Origin of the sequence: Paraburkholderia sp. BR13439, from assembly GCF_040948805.1 — a bacterium.
Taxonomy (GTDB): Bacteria; Pseudomonadota; Gammaproteobacteria; order Burkholderiales; family Burkholderiaceae; genus Paraburkholderia; species Paraburkholderia youngii.
The window spans coordinates 177,297-195,420 of the sequence record NZ_JBFPKN010000001.1 but is presented as its reverse complement, the minus strand read 5'-3'; the positions used below and the strand labels follow the sequence as shown (position 1 = coordinate 195,420).

Genomic DNA, 18,124 nt, shown 5'->3' with positions numbered 1-18,124 from the left:
GATGAAACGGACCATGCAAAAGAAGTTCTTCTGGTTGTTCCTCGTGGTGCTGTTCGCTTTGCCGGTTCTGCCGCAACCGATTCATGTACCGGAGTACTGGATCACGCTGCTGAACTACATCGGTCTCTATTCGATCGTTGCGATCGGCCTCGTGCTGCTGACCGGTATCGGCGGCATGACGAGCTTCGGGCAGGCCGCGTTCGTGGGCATCGGCGCTTATGCAACTGCGTACCTGACGACTAACTTCGGTGTGTCGCCGTGGCTTGCACTGATCGCGGGCGTGATCGTGACTGCGCTGGTCGCGCTGATGCTCGGTCTCGTGACGATGCGCCTGTCCGGCCACTTCCTGCCGCTCGGCACGATAGCGTGGGGGCTCGCGCTGTTCTACCTGTTCGGCAATCTGGAGATGCTCGGCAAGTACGACGGCATCAACGGCATCCCGGTGCTGAATGTTTTTGGGATCAACCTCGAGTCCGGCCGCCATATCTATTACCTGATCTGGGTGGTCGTGCTCGGTTCGGTCGTTTCTGTTCAGAATCTGCTTAATAGTCGTCCGGGTCGCGCAATTCGCGCGCTGCGCGGCGGTGGTCTGATGGCCGAGGCAATGGGTGTCAATACCGGCTGGATGCGCGTCGTGATCTTCGTCTATGCGGCGGTGCTTGCGTCGGTATCGGGCTTTCTGTACGCGCACTTGCAGCGCGCGGTGAATCCGACGCCGTTCGGGCTGAATCACGGCATCGAGTTTCTGTTCATGGCAGTGGTGGGCGGTGTCTCGCACGTCTGGGGTGCGGTGCTTGGCGCGGCAATCCTCACGGTGCTGCAGGATTATCTACAGACGCTGCTGCCGAAACTGCTCGGCGAGAACGGCAACTTCGAAGTGATTGTGTTCGGCATCATCATGGTGCTGCTGCTGCAGTATGCGCGGCAGGGCGTGTGGCCGTTCGTCGCACGCTTTTTTCCGCGTGGCCCGCGGGCGCATCTCGCAGACCACGCGGTCCCTCTGCCGCAGCGCAACAAGCCGCAGGCCGGCGAAGACCTGCTGACGGTGAACAAGGCGCGCAAGCAGTTCGGCGGTCTCGTCGCCGTGAACGATGTCAGCTTCGAAGTCAAAGCGGGGCAGATCATCGGGCTAATCGGACCCAATGGCGCGGGTAAGTCGACCACGTTTAATCTGGTGACCGGCGTGCTGCAGGCGACGAGCGGCGAGATCACGTTCCGCGGCGAGCGCATCGATGCCCTGAGTTCACGGGAAATCGTCAAGCGTGGCATCGGCCGGACCTTCCAGCACGTAAAGCTGCTACCGGGCATGACCGTGCTCGAGAACGTCGCGATCGGCGCGCATCTGCGAGGCCATGCAGGTGTGTGGCGCAGTGTCGTGCGGCTGAACAGCTCGGAAGAGGCGCGGCTGATGGCCGAAGCCGCTCGGCAGATTCGCCGCGTCGGCCTCGAACAGCATATGTATGACGAAGCGGGCAGCCTGGCGCTCGGTCAACAGCGGATTCTCGAAATTGCGCGCGCGTTATGCTGCGATCCGACTCTGCTATTGCTCGACGAACCGGCAGCTGGTCTGCGCTATCAGGAAAAGCTGCAGCTCGCCGATCTGCTGCGCAAGCTAAAGGCGGAAGGGATGAGTGTGCTGCTCGTCGAGCACGACATGGATTTTGTGATGAATCTGACGGACCGGCTCGTGGTGATGGAGTTCGGCACGCGAATCGCTGAAGGTCTGCCGCAGGAAGTGCAGCAGGATCCGGCGGTGCTCGAAGCGTATCTGGGTGGGGTGGAATGATGGACAACATGACAACGACCGGCGTGGCGGCCGCCGGACCGATTCTCGAGGTGGACCATCTGTCGGTCCGGTACGGCAAGGTCGAGGCGCTGCACAATTCGGCGATCAAGGTGCGGGCGGGGCAGATCGTCTCCGTGATCGGTCCGAACGGCGCGGGGAAGTCGACCCTGCTGAATGCGATCATGGGCGCGTTGCCGCCGTCTGGTCATGCGAAAGGCGCGGTTTCGTATCAGGGAGAGGACGTCAGCTCGATGCCGGTGGAAAAGCGGGTCGCGCTGGGTATGTGTCTGGTGCCGGAGAAGCGCGAGCTTTTCGCTTCGATGACCGTCGAGGACAATCTGCTGCTTGGAGCTTACCGACGCAAGCGGGCAGGAGAGCGCAACTTTCTCGATCAGCTGGAGCCGGTGTTCGAACTGTTCCCACGGCTGAAGGAGCGGCGCAAGCAGGCGGCAGGCACGCTTTCGGGCGGCGAACGGCAGATGCTCGCGGTCGGCCGCGCGCTGATGGGCAAGCCCGATCTGCTAATGCTGGACGAGCCGAGCCTCGGTCTCGCGCCGCTGATCGTGAAGGAAATCTTCCACATCATCAGCGCGTTGCGGCAGACGGGCGTCGCGACGCTACTGATCGAGCAGAATGCGCGCGCCGCATTGCAAATCTCGGACTACGGCTATGTGCTGGAAACCGGTGAGCTGGCGCTGGAGGGACCAGCGACCGACCTCGCGCAGAATCCTCGGGTGATCGAAACCTATCTCGGCCTGGCTAAAAAGGTCGCATAAACGGGCACTTTTTTCGGCGATCGCTGTGTTTGAAGGCGGTGTGTTTCACGTGAAACACACCGTTTTTTTATTGTTTCACCATTCCGACGAAATTCGGGCCGAAACTTAACCCGTTATAATTCGCCCATACATTTTCCTTTGAAGGCTCACGCGACGATCTGGCGTGAGATCCCGCGATGCTTTTTCCCACAGAATTTGACGTAATCGTCGTCGGCGGCGGTCATGCCGGCACCGAAGCCGCTTTGGCGTCGGCGCGCATGGGCAATAGAACGCTGCTTTTGACCCATAACATCGAAACCCTTGGTCAGATGAGCTGCAATCCGTCGATTGGCGGCATCGGCAAAGGCCATCTGGTCAAGGAGGTCGATGCGCTCGGCGGCGCCATGGCGGCTGCCACCGACGAAAGCGGCATCCAGTTCCGCATCCTCAATTCGTCGAAAGGACCGGCGGTCCGCGCGACGCGCGCTCAGGCCGACCGCGTGCTGTACAAGGCGGCGATCCGCCATCGTCTGGAGAACCAGCCGAATCTATGGCTGTTTCAGCAGGCCGTCGACGATCTAATGGTCGAGGGCGACCGCGTGGTAGGCGCCGTCACGCAAGTGGGTATTCGTTTCCGGTCTCGCGCGGTGGTGCTGACGGCTGGCACGTTCCTCGACGGCAAGATCCATGTGGGCTTGAACAACTACACCGGCGGCCGCGCGGGTGACCCCGCCGCGGTCTCGCTGTCGGCGCGGCTGAAAGAGCTGAAGCTGCCGCAGGGCCGGCTGAAGACAGGGACACCCCCGCGGATCGACGGTCGCACGATCGACTATTCGCAACTCGAAGAGCAGCCGGGCGATCTGGACCCGGTGCCGGTGTTCTCGTTCCTCGGGCGCGTCGAGCAGCACCCGCGCCAAGTGCCGTGCTGGGTTACGCATACGAATCAACGGACACACGACATCATTCGCGGCGGTCTCGACCGTTCACCGATGTACACGGGCGTGATCGAGGGGGTGGGGCCACGCTATTGCCCGTCGATCGAGGACAAGATTCACCGGTTTGCGTCGAAGGAATCGCATCAGATCTATCTCGAGCCGGAAGGTCTGACCACTAATGAGTTCTATCCGAACGGTATCTCGACGAGCCTGCCGTTCGACGTGCAGCTCGAGCTGGTGCGATCGATGCGCGGTCTGGAGCATGCCCATATCCTGCGGCCCGGCTATGCGATCGAGTACGATTATTTCGATCCGCGTGGGCTGAAGGCATCGCTGGAAACCAAGGTGATCGGTGGGCTGTTCTTCGCGGGCCAGATCAACGGTACGACTGGCTATGAAGAGGCGGCAGCGCAGGGCGTTCTGGCCGGCATCAACGCCGGCCTGTTCGTGCAAGGCAAGGAAGCATGGTGCCCGCGGCGCGACCAGGCTTATCTCGGCGTCCTCGTCGACGATCTGGTCACGCGCGGGGTGTCCGAGCCGTACCGGATGTTCACGAGCCGTGCGGAGTACCGTCTGAGCTTGCGGGAGGACAATGCCGACATGCGGTTGACGGAGATCGGGCGCGAGCTCGGTGTGGTCGATGACGTCCGCTGGGACGCCTTCGGTCGCAAGCGTGACGCTGTTTCACGTGAAACACAGCGCTTGCGTTCAACGTGGGTCAATCCTAAGACCTTATCCCCGGAACAAGCCACCGCATTGCTCGGCAAGCCGATCGACCACGAATACAGTCTCGCGGACCTGCTGCGTCGTCCGGGTGTCAGCTACGACGGCGTCTGCGCGCTGCGCGATGGCACTTGTGGCGCGCCTGAAGCGCTAGCGGACGACCCCGTGCTGCTCGCGCAGATTAAGGAGCAGGTCGAAATCGGCGTCAAATATCAAGGCTATATCGACCGCCAGGCCGGTGAGATCGAACGCAACGAGGCGCAAGAGAATACCCGTCTGCCCGAAGGGCTGGACTACACCGAGGTGCGTGGACTGTCGTTCGAAGCCCGCCAGAAGCTGATGCAGTTCCGGCCGGAAACGATCGGCCAGGCGTCGCGTATTTCGGGCATCACGCCTGCCGCGATCTCGCTGCTGATGGTCCATCTGAAGCGTGGCCTCGGGCGTCGCCCGTCGAAACCTGCCGAGCCCGGCGCCGACAGCTCGCCGGTGGTGCAATGACGGCAGTGCAAAGGGGAAGCGACCAGCAGGCGTTGGCATCATTGCTGGCGGACGGCGTCCGTGAACTTGGCCTGGAACTCAGCGACGTGCAGCAGCGCAAGCTGCTCGATTACGTCGCGCTGCTCGCGAAGTGGAACAGCGTCTACAACCTGACGGCAATCCGCGATCCGCGGCAGATGCTGATTCAGCACATCCTCGATTCGCTGTCGATCGTGCCGCACTTGGCGCCGCGCGGACCGTCGTCGGTGCTCGACGTGGGCTCGGGCGGTGGCATGCCGGGCATCGTGCTCGCGATTGTGCTGCCCGAGTGGACCGTCACGACGAACGACATCGTCCATAAGAAGACGGCATTTCAATCGCAGGCGAAGGCCGAACTGGGTCTCGCGAACCTGTCGGTCGTGACCGGCCGGGTGGAGACGCTGCAGCCTGGCGCCGAAGTATCGGCAAAGTTCGACGTAATCGTCTCGCGCGCATTCGCAGAACTCGCGGATTTCGTTACACTGGCCCGTCATCTGGTCGCGGAGCAGGGCGCGATCTGGGCGATGAAGGGTGTGCGGCCGGATGCCGAAATCGCGCGTCTACCGGCGGGTGCCCACGTGGAACAGATCATCCGGCTGAACGTGCCGTCGCTCGACGCCGAACGGCACCTGATTGAGGTGCGAGTGGACAGCGAAAGCTAACGGCCACGCGGCCTCTAGGCACCCCCAACGATTTTCACTTCATCCAAGCAGCAAAAGGGACACACCAACGATGGCAAAAATCTTCTGCGTTGCGAACCAGAAGGGCGGTGTCGGCAAGACGACCACCGCAGTCAATCTGGCCGCGAGCCTGGCAGCGCAGGGACAGCGAGTCCTTCTCATCGATCTGGACCCGCAAGGCAACGCCACGATGGGCAGCGGTATCGACAAAGCCGAATGTACGAACACGGTCTACGAGGTGCTCGTTGACAGCGTGTCGGTGGCCGATGCGCGCGTGCGGCCCGAGGCGATCGGATACGACGTGGTGCCCGCGAACCGTGAGCTTGCGGGCGCCGAGGTCGAGCTCGTCAGCATGCAGAATCGCGAGCGTCAACTTAGGACGGCGCTCGCTGCGGTCGAGGGCGAGTACGATTTCGTGCTGATCGATTGCCCGCCGGCTCTGTCGCTGCTGACGCTCAACGGACTATGCGCCGCGCACGGCGTCGTCATTCCGATGCAGTGCGAATACTTCGCGCTCGAAGGGTTGTCCGACCTCGTCAATACGATCAAGCAGGTGCACGCGAACCTGAATCGCGACCTCAAGGTGATCGGTCTGCTGCGCGTGATGTTCGATCCGCGCATCACGTTGCAACAGCAAGTCTCGGATCAATTGAAAGAGCACTTCGGCGACAAGGTGTTCGACGCGGTGATTCCACGCAACGTGCGATTGGCCGAGGCACCCAGCTACGGGCTGCCCGGTGTTGTGTTCGACAGGGCGTCGCGAGGCGCGCAGGCGTACGTGCAGTTCGGCGTCGAAATGATTGAGCGGGTGCGCGCGCTGAATGACGCGCCCCAGGCATCCTAAGCGGATCGAGGAAGCACGATGAACGCAGTAGCAAGAAAGAAGGGACTGGGCCGCGGTCTGGAGGCATTGCTCGGCGGCACCGCGGATATCACCGAAGCAGCGGTGATCGACGGTGCGCCGAACGTGCTGCCGCTCGGCAAGATGCAGGCTGGCAAATACCAGCCGCGTACGCGCATGGACGAAGGTGCGCTGCAGGAACTCGCGGCAAGCATCCGCGCGCAAGGGCTGATGCAGCCGATTCTCGTGCGTCCGATCGCGGCGGATCGCTACGAGATCATCGCGGGCGAGCGGCGTTTTCGCGCAGCGCGACTGGCGGGCCTCGATGAGGTGCCGGTGCTCGTGAAGGACGTGCCCGATCAGGCCGCCGCGGCGATGGCGCTGATTGAGAACATCCAGCGCGAGGATCTGAATCCGCTCGAAGAGGCTCAGGGCATCCAGCGCCTGCTGGATGAATTCAATTTCACGCATGAGCAGGCGGCAGAGTCGGTGGGCCGTTCGCGCAGCGCGGTGTCGAACCTCCTGCGGCTGCTGAATCTCGCGACACCGGTACAGACGATGTTGCTCGCCGGCGATCTCGACATGGGTCACGCTCGCGCGCTACTCGCGGTCGATGCCGCGACGCAGATCACGCTGGCCAACCAGGTCGTCAATAAGCGCCTGTCTGTGCGCGAGACCGAAAAGCTGGTCGCGATGACCACGAAAGTGACGCCGGCGGTCAAGGCGCGCGCGAACCCGGATGGCGGCCGCGACACGCGACGGCTAGAAGAGGAACTGTCGGACCTGTTGTCGGCGACGGTGAAAATCAAGCTCGGTCGACGCGGTCGCGGCCAGGTGCTGGTGGACTTTGGCGATCTCGACGCGTTGGAAGGCATTCTTGTCCGCTTGCGCGGGAACGCGAACGTCTGAGCGCAGAATGGCGCTTAGCACGGAAGGGGGTGAACGGCTGGCGGCCTGTGCATGAGTACTGCCGCGAGTTGGTTTACCTCAGTGCGAGCAACTATCGTGGATTCCAAACAAACGATGCAAAAATAATCAGGAATCCTAGTTTCAAGCCTTCGACATCGACGCGGTAATCATCCTTACGAGCCGCTATCGCAAAGCGGCTCGATCATCATGAAAATCGCGGCGATTATGGCTCAGGTTAATTGAAGATCCGTCCCGTTTAGCCCTTAAAAAAGCGGCGTTTGTTGCATTTTCGAGACGTCCGTCGCAGCGTCGAAACGGCCTGCCAAAGAGCTTCGATCCACGCGACTACCCCCACGGATTTTGCCGCCCCCCGTCCACCTTACATTCGACGTGATTCGCGTCGTTAGCATATGTTTTACCGCATCGTGAAGGCACGTTTCACGCCGTTATAGGTTGGCCTAAAGTCTTGAATTGCCTGCAACTATCGCTTACAATCGCCCGGATTTAATTGCACGGCAACCCCGTAAGCGCTGCGTAAACTCGCGGGCTGAACGAGACTTTCGGAACATTGGGATGGCGGTTAAAACGTCGAATCTGTCGCCGGAAAATGGTGACGACAGACACCGCGCTGAACGCTCCGCACCCGAGACGTCCGCCAGTCGGCAGTTCGATCCGGCCGAAGCGTGGGATGACGCGCAGGAAGATAACAATATCGTTCCGCTCACGCGGGCCGAGGCGGAAAAGCTGTTTGGTCCCGGCGTGGGTCGTCCATCGCGCGTGACGCCGTTCAGGGTCGTCGCAGCGCAAATGGTTTTGTCCCTGGTTGCAACGCTGTTGTGGTGGCTGTTCTACAAGCCGCCGGGCGCTGCTGCGCTGTCAGCGTTCCTGGGGGGGGCGATCTGCTGGGTGCCGGGTGCGTTGTTCGCGGCGCGACTGGAAAAGCTGGGCGGCGCCGAGACCGTGATGAGTTGGATGATCGGCGAAGCATTAAAGATGGGGACAACGATTGCGATGTTTGTCGCAATCGCCTTCTGGTATCACGACGTACGTTGGATTCCGCTGCTGGTGACCTACCTCATCGCGCTGAAGACTTACTGGATCGCCTTGGCGTGGCGCTAAGGTAGCAGCACAAAAAATAGCAGCAAAAAGAATTTAAGGCCGGCGCGGAGCGCCGGCACGGGTGTGCGGACGAGACAGGGCCCGCACCGGGCGCGTTCCCGCATACGGTATTTCGGTGGGAACGGCCTAGAACGATTTTCGACAATTTGGGTGGCTTTAACGATATGGCAGCTAGCGAAGGCACGCGCGCAATGGATCCGTCCGAGTACATTGCGCACCACTTGCAGAACTTTTCCACCGCACACCAGACGTCGATTTTCGACATCCATGTGTGGAATCTCGACACCCTTTTCTGGTCGATCGTGTGCGGCCTCGTCACGATCCTCGTGCTGCATCTGGCAGCCCGCAAGGCGACGTCCGGCGTCCCGGGCCGCTTCCAATGCGCGATCGAAATGCTGGTCGAAATGGTCGAGGATCAATCGAAGGCCATGATTCACGGCTCGCGCACCTTCATCGCGCCGCTCGCGCTGACGGTGTTCGTCTGGGTCGCGCTGATGAACTCGCTCGACTTTATCCCCGTCGACCTGCCGGGCCGCTTGATCGGCTGGCTGGGCCTCTCCGAAGTCATTCCGCACCACCGCCTCGTGCCCACCGCCGACCTGAACGGCACGATCGGCATCGCACTCGGCGTGTTCGTGCTGATGATTTACTACAACTTCAAGATCAAGGGCGCTGGCGGCTTCGTGCATGAACTGCTGTCCGCTCCGTTCGGCGCGCATCCGCTGCTGTGGATCCCGAACCTGGCACTGAACATCATCGAGTTCGTCGCGAAGACGGTCTCGCTCGGCATGCGGCTATTCGGCAACATGTACGCGGGCGAACTGTTGTTCCTGCTGATTGCCCTGCTCGGCAGCATCTGGAGCTTCGGCGCGGACACGACGGTGCTTGGCTTCATCGGCCACGTGGTCGCCGGCACAGTGTGGTCAATCTTCCACATCCTGATCGTTCTGCTGCAGGCGTTCATTTTCATGATGCTGACGCTGGTGTACATCGGCCAGGCACACGACGCGCACTAACCCGCGTTGTCGGCAAAGAATCGTAGTTTTTCAAATCCCAGTTCCAACCAGTTCTAAAAGACTTTTCACAAAGGAGTGATCATGCAAGCTTTCATCGCCAACATCCAGGGTCTGACCGCCATCGGTATCGGCATCATCATCGGCCTGGGTGCTATCGGCGCCTGTATCGGTATCGGTCTGATGGGCGGCAAGTACATCGAAGCATGTGCCCGTCAGCCGGAACTGATGAACCCGCTGCAAACCAAGATGTTCCTGCTGGCTGGTCTGATCGATGCGGCGTTCCTGATTGGCGTTGGTGTGGCAATGCTGTTTGCGTTCGCGAACCCGCTGCTCTCGAAGCTGGCAGGCTGAGGTTCCTCGGAGGTTTGCGCCTGAGCTATAACAGGTAAAGGCGCAGGGCGGAACGGGTACTGGGGCGCTGATCGAGCAGAATCGATGAGCGCCTTGCCGTTTCACTTTCCGAACAAGCAACGTTTAAGGAAACACCGTGAATCTCAACGCAACCCTGTTTGCGCAAATGGTCGTGTTCCTGATCCTCGCGTGGTTCACGATGAAATTCGTGTGGCCGCCGCTGATCAACGCCCTCGACGAGCGCGCGAAGAAGATCGCCGACGGTCTGTCCGCCGCGGAAAAGGGCAAGCAGGAACTCGAAGCCGCTCATAAGCGCGTCGACCAGGAACTGGCTCAGGCTCGCAACGATGGCCAGCAACGCATCGCCGACGCTGAAAAGCGCGCTGTCGCAGTCGCCGACGAAATCAAGGCTCAGGCGCAGGCGGAAGCCGCCCGCATCATCGCGCAGGCGAAGGCCGACGCGGAGCAGCAAGTCGTGAAGGCGCGCGAAGCGCTGCGTGGCGAAGTCGCTGCACTCGCTGTGAAGGGCGCTGAACAGATCCTGAAGCGCGAAGTCGACCAGGCAGCTCACGCTGACCTGCTGAATCAACTGAAAGCCGAGCTCTGATCATGGCCGAACTTGCAACCATCGCCCGTCCGTACGCGGAAGCGCTGTTTGGCGTGGCCGAAGCTGGTGACATCGCCGCCTGGTCCACGCTCGTGCAGGAGCTGGCACAGGTTGCGCGTCTGCCCGAAGTGCTGTCGATCGCCTCGAGCCCGAAAGTGAGCCGCGCCCAGGTTAGCGATCTGCTGCTGGCTGCGGTCAAGTCGCCGCTCAAGGACAACGCGCAAGCGAAGAATCTGGTGCAGATGCTGGTGGACAACCATCGCCTGCAGCTGCTGCCTGAAATCGCCTCGCAGTTCGAAGAGTTGAAGAACGCCCGCGAAGGCGCGGCAGATGTGCTGGTCGTCAGCGCATTCCCGCTCGAAGGTGCGCAGTTGAACGAACTCGTCGCAAGCCTCGAACGCAAGTTCAAGCGCAAGCTGAAGCCGACGGTCGAAATCGATCAGTCGCTGATCGGCGGCGTACGCGTGACGGTTGGCGACGAAGTGCTCGATACCTCGGTCCGCGCGCGGCTCGCCAGGATGCAAACGGCCCTGACGGCCTGAAGCGCTTCGCGCTTTAGCGGCTGGCACGCAACAGAATTGACTATCAGGAGCGAATAATGCAACTCAATCCCTCTGAGATCAGCGAGCTGATCAAGAGCCGGATCCAGGGCCTTGAAGCGAGCGCAGACGTTCGCAACCAGGGCACCGTGATCTCCGTGACCGACGGTATCGTGCGTATCCACGGTCTGTCGGAAGTGATGCAGGGCGAAATGCTCGAATTCCCGGGCAACACCTTCGGTCTGGCGCTGAACCTCGAGCGTGACTCGGTCGGCGCCGTGATTCTGGGTGAATACGAACACATTTCGGAAGGCGACATCGTCAAGACGACGGGCCGCATTCTCGAAGTGCCGGTTGGTCCGGAACTGCTCGGCCGTGTGGTCGACGCGCTCGGCAACCCGATCGATGGCAAGGGCCCGCTCAATGCGAAGATGACCGACGCAATCGAAAAGATTGCACCGGGCGTGATCTGGCGTAAGTCGGTTTCGGAACCGGTCCAAACCGGTCTGAAGTCAATCGACTCGATGGTGCCGATTGGCCGTGGCCAGCGTGAGCTGATCATCGGCGACCGCCAGTGCGGCAAGACCGCAGTCGCCGTGGACGCGATCATCAACCAGAAGGGCAAGAACCTCGTTTGTATTTACGTCGCGATTGGCCAGAAGGCTTCGTCGATCATGAACGTAGTGCGTAAGCTCGAAGAATCGGGCGCGCTGGAATACACGATCGTCGTGGCCGCTTCGGCTTCGGATTCGGCCGCGATGCAATACCTCGCGCCGTACGCCGGTTGCACGATGGGCGAATACTTCCGCGATCGCGGCCAGGACGCGCTGATCGTTTATGACGACTTGACCAAGCAGGCTTGGGCATACCGTCAGATCTCCCTGCTGCTGCGCCGCCCGCCGGGCCGTGAAGCTTACCCGGGTGACGTGTTCTATCTGCACTCGCGTCTGCTCGAGCGTGCTGCTCGCGTCTCGGAAGAGTACGTCGAGAAGTTCACCAACGGTGAAGTGAAGGGCAAGAGCGGTTCGCTGACGGCACTGCCGGTCATCGAAACGCAGGCAGGCGACGTGACCGCATTCGTTCCGACGAACGTGATCTCGATTACCGACGGCCAGATCTTCCTTGAAACCGACCTCTTCAACGCAGGTATCCGCCCGGCAATTAACGCTGGCGTGTCGGTGTCGCGTGTGGGTGGTGCGGCTCAGACGAAGGTCGTGAAGAAGCTGTCGGGCGGTATCCGTACCGACCTCGCGCAGTACCGTGAACTCGCTGCGTTCGCGCAGTTCGCATCGGACCTCGACGAAGCGACCCGCAAGCAGCTCGAGCGCGGCCGCCGCGTGACGGAACTGCTGAAGCAGCCGCAGTATCAGCCGCTGCAGGTGTGGGAACTGGCTGTGTCGCTGTTCGCAGCGAACAACGGCTATCTCGACGACCTCGAAGTTGCCCAAGTCCTGCCGTTCGAGAAGGGCCTGCGCGATCACCTGAAGTCGAGCCATGCTGACCTGGTCAAGCGTATCGAAGATACCAAGGAACTCTCGAAGGACGACGAAGGCCTGCTGCACGCGGCCGTCAAAGACTTCAAGAAGTCCGGCGCTTATTGATCCGCGAGTGATCCGCAAGGCATAAACGGACCTTGAAGCGGCGCGGGCCGCATGCGAATGCTCCCGCGCTGCTTCGGCCGCTTTGCATGGGACCCGGGTAAGCGCTGAAGCGCTAACCCGGGCCGACAAAGGAGCAAGCAATGGCTGGAATGAAGGAAATTCGCGGCAAGATCAAGAGCGTACAAAACACGCGCAAGATCACGAAAGCGATGGAGATGGTGGCCGCATCAAAGATGCGCCGCGCTCAAGAGCGCATGCGCGCTGCTCGCCCGTATGCCGACAAGGTCCGCGACATCGCCGCGCACATGAGCCGTGCGAACCCGGAGTATCGTCACCCGTTCATGGTGTCGAACGAAGGCGCGAAGGCGGCCGGTATCATCCTCGTCACGACTGATAAAGGTCTTTGCGGCGGGATGAACACCAACGTGCTGCGCGCGTCGCTGCAGAGGTTCAAGGAACTTGAAGGTCAGGGCAAGACGATCGATGCAACCGCGATCGGCAGCAAGGGTCTGGGCTTCCTGAACCGTCTGCAGGCGAAGGTCGTGTCGAACGTCGTGCAACTGGGCGATACGCCGCATCTGGAAAAGCTGATCGGCGCCGTGAAGGTGCAACTCGACCTGTTCTCTGAAGGCAAGATTTCGGCGGTGTACCTCGCGTACACGCGCTTCGTCAACACGATGAAGCAGGAGCCGGTGATCGAGCAACTGCTGCCGTTGTCGGCGGACCAGTTCGAGCGCACGGAAGAAGACGGTACGACGCCGAGCACGCAGTGGGACTACATCTACGAGCCGGATGCGCAAGCAGTGGTGGACGAACTGCTGGTGCGTTATGTCGAAGCGCTGGTCTATCAGGCCGTCGCGGAAAACATGGCATCGGAGCAGTCGGCCCGCATGGTCGCAATGAAAGCCGCTTCGGACAACGCGAAGACGGTCATCAGCGATCTGCAGCTCGTGTACAACAAGAGCCGTCAGGCCGCGATCACAAAAGAACTGTCGGAAATCGTCGGTGGAGCGGCGGCCGTCTGACCTCGGTCAGACAGGTCGTTGCGTGTGCGCCCGAGCGGCGCACCCATCGGAGAAACTGCGCCTTTGCGCGAGTGAAGAATTGAGTATCTAAAGGAAAAGCGATGAGTACCACTGCTTTGGTAGAAGGCAAGATCGTACAGTGCATCGGCGCGGTGATCGACGTGGAATTTCCGCGTGAATCCATGCCGAAGATCTACGACGCGCTCATTCTCGAAGGTTCGGAGCTGACGCTCGAAGTCCAGCAGCAGCTGGGCGACGGCGTGGTCCGTACCATCTGTCTGGGTGCTTCGGACGGTCTGCGCCGTGGCACGATCGTGAAAAACACGGGCAACCCGATCAGCGTGCCGGTCGGCAAGCCGACCCTCGGCCGTATCATGGACGTGCTGGGCCGTCCGATCGACGAAGCTGGCCCGATCTCGAGCGAAACCACGCGTGCGATCCACCAGAAGGCTCCGGCGTTCGACCAACTGTCGCCGTCGACCGAGCTGCTCGAAACCGGCATCAAGGTTATCGACCTGATCTGCCCGTTCGCAAAGGGCGGTAAGGTGGGTCTGTTCGGTGGCGCCGGTGTGGGCAAGACCGTGAACATGATGGAACTGATCAACAACATCGCGAAGGAACACGGCGGCTATTCCGTGTTCGCCGGTGTGGGCGAGCGTACCCGCGAAGGGAACGACTTCTATCATGAAATGAAGGACTCGAACGTTCTCGACAAGGTCGCGCTGGTGTACGGCCAGATGAACGAGCCGCCGGGCAACCGTCTGCGCGTTGCGCTGACCGGTCTGACGATGGCCGAGCACTTCCGTGACGAAGGCCTCGACGTGCTGTTCTTCGTCGACAACATCTACCGTTTCACGCTGGCCGGTACCGAAGTGTCGGCACTGCTCGGCCGTATGCCGTCGGCAGTGGGCTATCAGCCGACGCTGGCTGAAGAAATGGGTAAGCTGCAAGAGCGGATTACGTCGACCAAGACTGGTTCGATTACGTCGGTGCAGGCCGTGTACGTCCCTGCGGACGACCTGACCGACCCGTCGCCGGCTACGACCTTCGGCCACCTGGACGCAACCGTCGTGCTGTCGCGTGACATCGCTTCGCTTGGTATCTACCCCGCGGTGGATCCGCTCGATTCGACCTCGCGTCAGATCGACCCGCACGTGATCGGCGAAGAGCACTACTCGATCACGCGCGGCGTGCAGCAAACGCTGCAGCGCTACAAGGAACTGCGCGACATCATCGCGATTCTGGGCATGGACGAACTCGCGCCGGAAGACAAGCTCGCTGTCGCGCGTGCTCGTAAGATCCAGCGTTTCCTGTCGCAGCCGTTCCACGTCGCTGAAGTGTTCACGGGTTCGCCGGGCAAGTACGTGCCGCTGAAGGAAACGATCCGTGGCTTCAAGATGATCGTCGAAGGCGAGTGCGATCACCTGCCGGAGCAAGCGTTCTACATGGTCGGCACGATCGACGAAGCCTTCGAAAAGGCCAAGAAGATCCAGTAAAGGTCGGGTGTAACGAAGCGGGCGCGGGCCTCGCGCATCACGACTGCCAAAACGGTAGTGTTGAGCAAAGCCAGCGTCTCTTATTACGCTCAACCCGCCTTGCATGGGACGGGGGTCAGCACTAAAGTGCTAACTCTCGTCGACAGGAGTCGACACATATGGCAACCATTAAAGTAGACGTGGTCAGCGCGGAAGAGGAAATCTTCTCGGGCCAGGCGAAGTTCGTCGCGCTGCCAGGCGAAGCGGGTGAACTCGGCATTCTGCCGGGCCACACGCCGCTCATCACACGGATCCGTCCGGGTGCGGTGCGCATCGAAGTTGAAAACGGCGAAGAAGAGTTTGTGTTCGTCGCCGGCGGCATCCTCGAAGTCCAGCCGGGCGCAGTGACGGTTCTCGCCGACACCGCGATTCGTGGCAAGGATCTCGACGAAGCCAAGGCCGAAGACGCACGCAAGCGTGCGGAAGAGGCGCTGCAGAACACGGGTTCGAACCTCGAGTACGCGACCGCACAAGCGGAGCTCGCGTACGCGACCGCACAACTCGCGGCAATCCAGCGTTTGCGCAAGTTGCGCGGCCAGCACTAAAGCAGCACGTAGCAGAAGAAAGCAGCCCACGCGGCTGCTTTTTTTTGATATCTGGTTGACGTTTACGTAAAGGACGGCAAAATCCATGAGGGTGGAGACATAGGCGTCGGTCGGCGCGATGCGGTGCGGGTAAGACTTGATGCCGGCCCGGTACGCGCCGGTGCACAATGGATTTCAAATTCATTTCAATCGAGCGCGCTCGCGCTCACGGAGACAACACCATGGCAACGCATAGCTCGGGCGAAGGTGCGCTCATCGAACCCGCAGATGGACTGTCGTACGTGCGCGGGTCGACTGAAAATCCGTTGAGCGAAGCGACCGTCGGCGAGTTTCTGCGCGACACCGCGGCGCGCTTTCCCGAACGACCGGCCGTGGTGTTTCGCGAGCAGCGCATTCGCTGGACGTGGAGCGAATTCGCGCAAGAAGTGGACGTGCTTGCGTCCGGGCTGCTTGCACTCGGCATCGCCAAGGGCGACCGCGTAGGCATCTGGTCGCCGAACCGCGTCGAGTGGCTGCTGACGCAGTTCGCGACCGCGCGTATCGGCGCGATCCTCGTCAATATCAATCCGGCCTACCGGCTCGCGGAGCTCGAATATGCGCTGAACAAGGTCGGTTGCAAGGCGATCATCACCGCGGAGCGCTTCAAGACGTCGATGTACCTCGAGATGCTGCAGGAGCTTGCGCCCGAACTCGCGACGCAGCCGCCGGGCGAACTGCATGCCGCGCGGCTGCCGGAGCTGCGCTACGTGATCCGCATGTGCGACACGGAGACGCCAGGCATGCTGAGCTTTTCCGATGTGATCGAGCGTGGGCGCGCGTCGTTCGACGCCACCCGGCTCGATGCGATCGGCGCGACGCTGTCGTGCCGTGAACCAATCAACATCCAGTTCACCAGCGGCACAACGGGCAATCCAAAGGGCGCGACGCTGACGCATCACAACGTCGTGAACAACGCGCGCTATATCGCGATGGCGATGCGGCTCAGTGAGCAGGACGGCCTGTGCATTCCAGTGCCGCTGTACCACTGCTTCGGGATGGTGCTGGCGGTGCTCGCATGCGTGTCGGTCGGGGCGAACATGGTGTTCCCGGGCGAGGGCTTCGATCCCGCCGCGACGCTCGCCGCGACAGCCGAGGAAAAATGCACCGCGCTGCACGGCGTGCCGACGATGTTCATCGCCGAACTCGACCATCCGACCTTCGCGTCTTACGACTTCTCGCGGCTGCGCACCGGCATCATGGCTGGCTCGCCGTGCCCGATCGAGACGATGAAGAAGGTCGTCTCGAAGATGCACCTGAGCGAGATCACGATCGCCTACGGCATGACGGAAACCAGCCCGGTCTCGTTTCAAAGCTCGACGACCGATCCGCTCGATAAGCGGACGACGACTGTCGGGCGCATCCAGCCGCATCTCGAAGTGAAAATCGTCGATCCACTGGGCAATATCGTCCCGGTTGGCGAAACCGGCGAGCTATGCACGCGTGGCTACTCGGTGATGCTCGGTTACTGGGGCGATGAAGCGAAGACGCACGAAAGCATCGTCGACGGCTGGATGCATACGGGCGACCTGGCGACGCTCGACGCCGAAGGCTATTGCAACATCGTCGGCCGGCTGAAGGACATGCTGATTCGCGGCGGCGAAAACATCTATCCGCGCGAGATCGAGGAGTTTCTGTTCCGCCATCCGAAGATCCAGAGCGTGCAGGTCTTCGGCGTGCCCGATACCAGGTACGGCGAAGAAGTATGCGCGTGGATCGTGCTGCGGACGGGTGAACAGGCAACGGCAGAAGAGATCCAGCAGTTCTGCCACGGACAGATTGCGCACTACAAGGTGCCGCGATATATCCGCTTCGTCGACGAACTACCTATGACCGTGACCGGCAAGGTACAAAAATTCGTGATGCGCGAAAGCATGATCAGCGAATTGAAACTCAGAGAGGACAAGACGGCATGACGCTGCCGCGGCAGGCTCCGCAGCCAAACATGAGCAATGGGTGAGGAGTAGAACTGAAGTTGCGCGGCGGACATTCGTCGCGCGCAAACGTTTGAGCAGACGAAAAAAAAGCGGGCCTGGAGCCCGCTAAAAACCACACGCTACGGGGTTAGCGCGAGGAGACCAATGATGGGACGGTTATGCCGACGACCCTGCGTCGATCACGGCCCCAGCAGGGATGCCCCTTCACAGGGCTTCGGCAATCGCCGACCGGCAAGTGCATCGTATCCGCTCACACCACGCACACAGCCACATCCGTGTTGAAACCGTTGAGGGCATTGTGGGCGAATTAACCTACGAAGGCGGTAACAAAGTGTTTCAGGTTGTAACGCCCGCCAGATAAGGCGTTGCGGGATTTATTGCCAAAATAAAAGCGCGTCAAACGTAGTTTTTACCGATGCCTCCGACGCAATTCAAGATGCATGAGTGATGCCAGTCATGACGCACATCGCAGTATAAATTCGGTCATTCATCAGCGTGAAATGGTTGCATTTGCAGCTTTTGAGCGACGAAGTTCCTGCGGAACAAGCACTGCGGCTATGCCTTCAAATACTCGCAAACTGGCGAAAATCTGCGCTGCAATGCAGCGACACGAAGCCGCGTGCGTTGTGGGTTAAAAAGGGGCGCATGTCTTCCCTATAGAGCTGATC

General features: G+C 60.9%; 16 protein-coding genes. All 16 read left to right on the top strand.

Annotated features, from left to right (window positions below; translation table 11 throughout):
• Position 1 precedes the first annotated feature (1 nt).
• Entirely contained in the window at positions 2-1,786 is a 1,785-nt protein-coding gene (locus AB3X96_RS00910; protein ID WP_368588261.1) for an ATP-binding cassette domain-containing protein, read from the top strand.
• On the top strand, positions 1,786-2,562 hold the full coding sequence (locus AB3X96_RS00905; RefSeq protein ID WP_368588260.1) for an ABC transporter ATP-binding protein: 777 nt from the start codon (positions 1,786-1,788) through the stop codon (positions 2,560-2,562). The genes AB3X96_RS00910 and AB3X96_RS00905 overlap by 1 nt, the downstream gene beginning before the upstream one ends.
• 176 nt (positions 2,563-2,738) lie before the next feature.
• Positions 2,739-4,697: a tRNA uridine-5-carboxymethylaminomethyl(34) synthesis enzyme MnmG gene (gene mnmG / locus AB3X96_RS00900; protein WP_368588259.1), complete on the top strand. Its 1,959-nt coding sequence runs from the start codon at positions 2,739-2,741 to the stop codon at positions 4,695-4,697.
• Positions 4,694-5,377, top strand: coding sequence for a 16S rRNA (guanine(527)-N(7))-methyltransferase RsmG (gene rsmG, locus AB3X96_RS00895; RefSeq protein ID WP_368588258.1), 684 nt, complete (start codon positions 4,694-4,696; stop codon positions 5,375-5,377). The genes mnmG and rsmG overlap by 4 nt, the downstream gene beginning before the upstream one ends.
• 70 nt (positions 5,378-5,447) lie before the next feature.
• Positions 5,448-6,239, top strand: coding sequence for a ParA family protein (locus AB3X96_RS00890; protein WP_368588257.1), 792 nt, complete (start codon positions 5,448-5,450; stop codon positions 6,237-6,239).
• Between the two features lie 18 nt (positions 6,240-6,257).
• Positions 6,258-7,145 carry a ParB/RepB/Spo0J family partition protein gene (locus tag AB3X96_RS00885; RefSeq protein ID WP_129956626.1) on the top strand — a complete coding sequence of 296 codons (888 nt, stop codon included), beginning with the start codon at positions 6,258-6,260 and terminating at the stop codon, positions 7,143-7,145.
• Between the two features lie 573 nt (positions 7,146-7,718).
• A complete protein-coding gene (locus tag AB3X96_RS00880; RefSeq protein WP_368588256.1) occupies positions 7,719-8,264 on the top strand; it encodes an ATP synthase subunit I in 546 nt (181 codons plus the stop codon).
• A 164-nt stretch (positions 8,265-8,428) separates the two neighbouring features.
• The gene (gene atpB, locus AB3X96_RS00875) at positions 8,429-9,280 is read left to right on the top strand and encodes a F0F1 ATP synthase subunit A (RefSeq protein ID WP_013090956.1); all 852 of its coding nucleotides are present in this window, start codon (positions 8,429-8,431) and stop codon (positions 9,278-9,280) included.
• Positions 9,281-9,361: 81 nt separating this feature from the next.
• Complete coding sequence (atpE, locus tag AB3X96_RS00870; protein ID WP_007180033.1) at positions 9,362-9,631, top strand: F0F1 ATP synthase subunit C; 270 nt, start codon at positions 9,362-9,364, stop codon at positions 9,629-9,631.
• Between the two features lie 136 nt (positions 9,632-9,767).
• A complete protein-coding gene (locus AB3X96_RS00865) occupies positions 9,768-10,238 on the top strand; it encodes a F0F1 ATP synthase subunit B (protein WP_176109927.1) in 471 nt (156 codons plus the stop codon).
• A gap of 2 nt (positions 10,239-10,240) precedes the next feature.
• Positions 10,241-10,780 carry a F0F1 ATP synthase subunit delta gene (locus AB3X96_RS00860; protein WP_368588255.1) on the top strand — a complete coding sequence of 180 codons (540 nt, stop codon included), beginning with the start codon at positions 10,241-10,243 and terminating at the stop codon, positions 10,778-10,780.
• Positions 10,781-10,836: 56 nt separating this feature from the next.
• The gene (atpA, locus tag AB3X96_RS00855; protein WP_176109929.1) at positions 10,837-12,378 is read left to right on the top strand and encodes a F0F1 ATP synthase subunit alpha; all 1,542 of its coding nucleotides are present in this window, start codon (positions 10,837-10,839) and stop codon (positions 12,376-12,378) included.
• A 140-nt stretch (positions 12,379-12,518) separates the two neighbouring features.
• On the top strand, positions 12,519-13,403 hold the full coding sequence (gene atpG, locus AB3X96_RS00850; RefSeq protein WP_368588254.1) for a F0F1 ATP synthase subunit gamma: 885 nt from the start codon (positions 12,519-12,521) through the stop codon (positions 13,401-13,403).
• A gap of 101 nt (positions 13,404-13,504) precedes the next feature.
• Positions 13,505-14,899 carry a F0F1 ATP synthase subunit beta gene (gene atpD / locus AB3X96_RS00845; RefSeq protein WP_176109931.1) on the top strand — a complete coding sequence of 465 codons (1,395 nt, stop codon included), beginning with the start codon at positions 13,505-13,507 and terminating at the stop codon, positions 14,897-14,899.
• A 158-nt stretch (positions 14,900-15,057) separates the two neighbouring features.
• Positions 15,058-15,483: a F0F1 ATP synthase subunit epsilon gene (locus AB3X96_RS00840; protein WP_008917918.1), complete on the top strand. Its 426-nt coding sequence runs from the start codon at positions 15,058-15,060 to the stop codon at positions 15,481-15,483.
• A 221-nt stretch (positions 15,484-15,704) separates the two neighbouring features.
• Positions 15,705-17,435, top strand: coding sequence for an AMP-binding protein (locus AB3X96_RS00835; RefSeq protein WP_368588253.1), 1,731 nt, complete (start codon positions 15,705-15,707; stop codon positions 17,433-17,435).
• Positions 17,436-18,124: the final 689 nt, after the last annotated feature.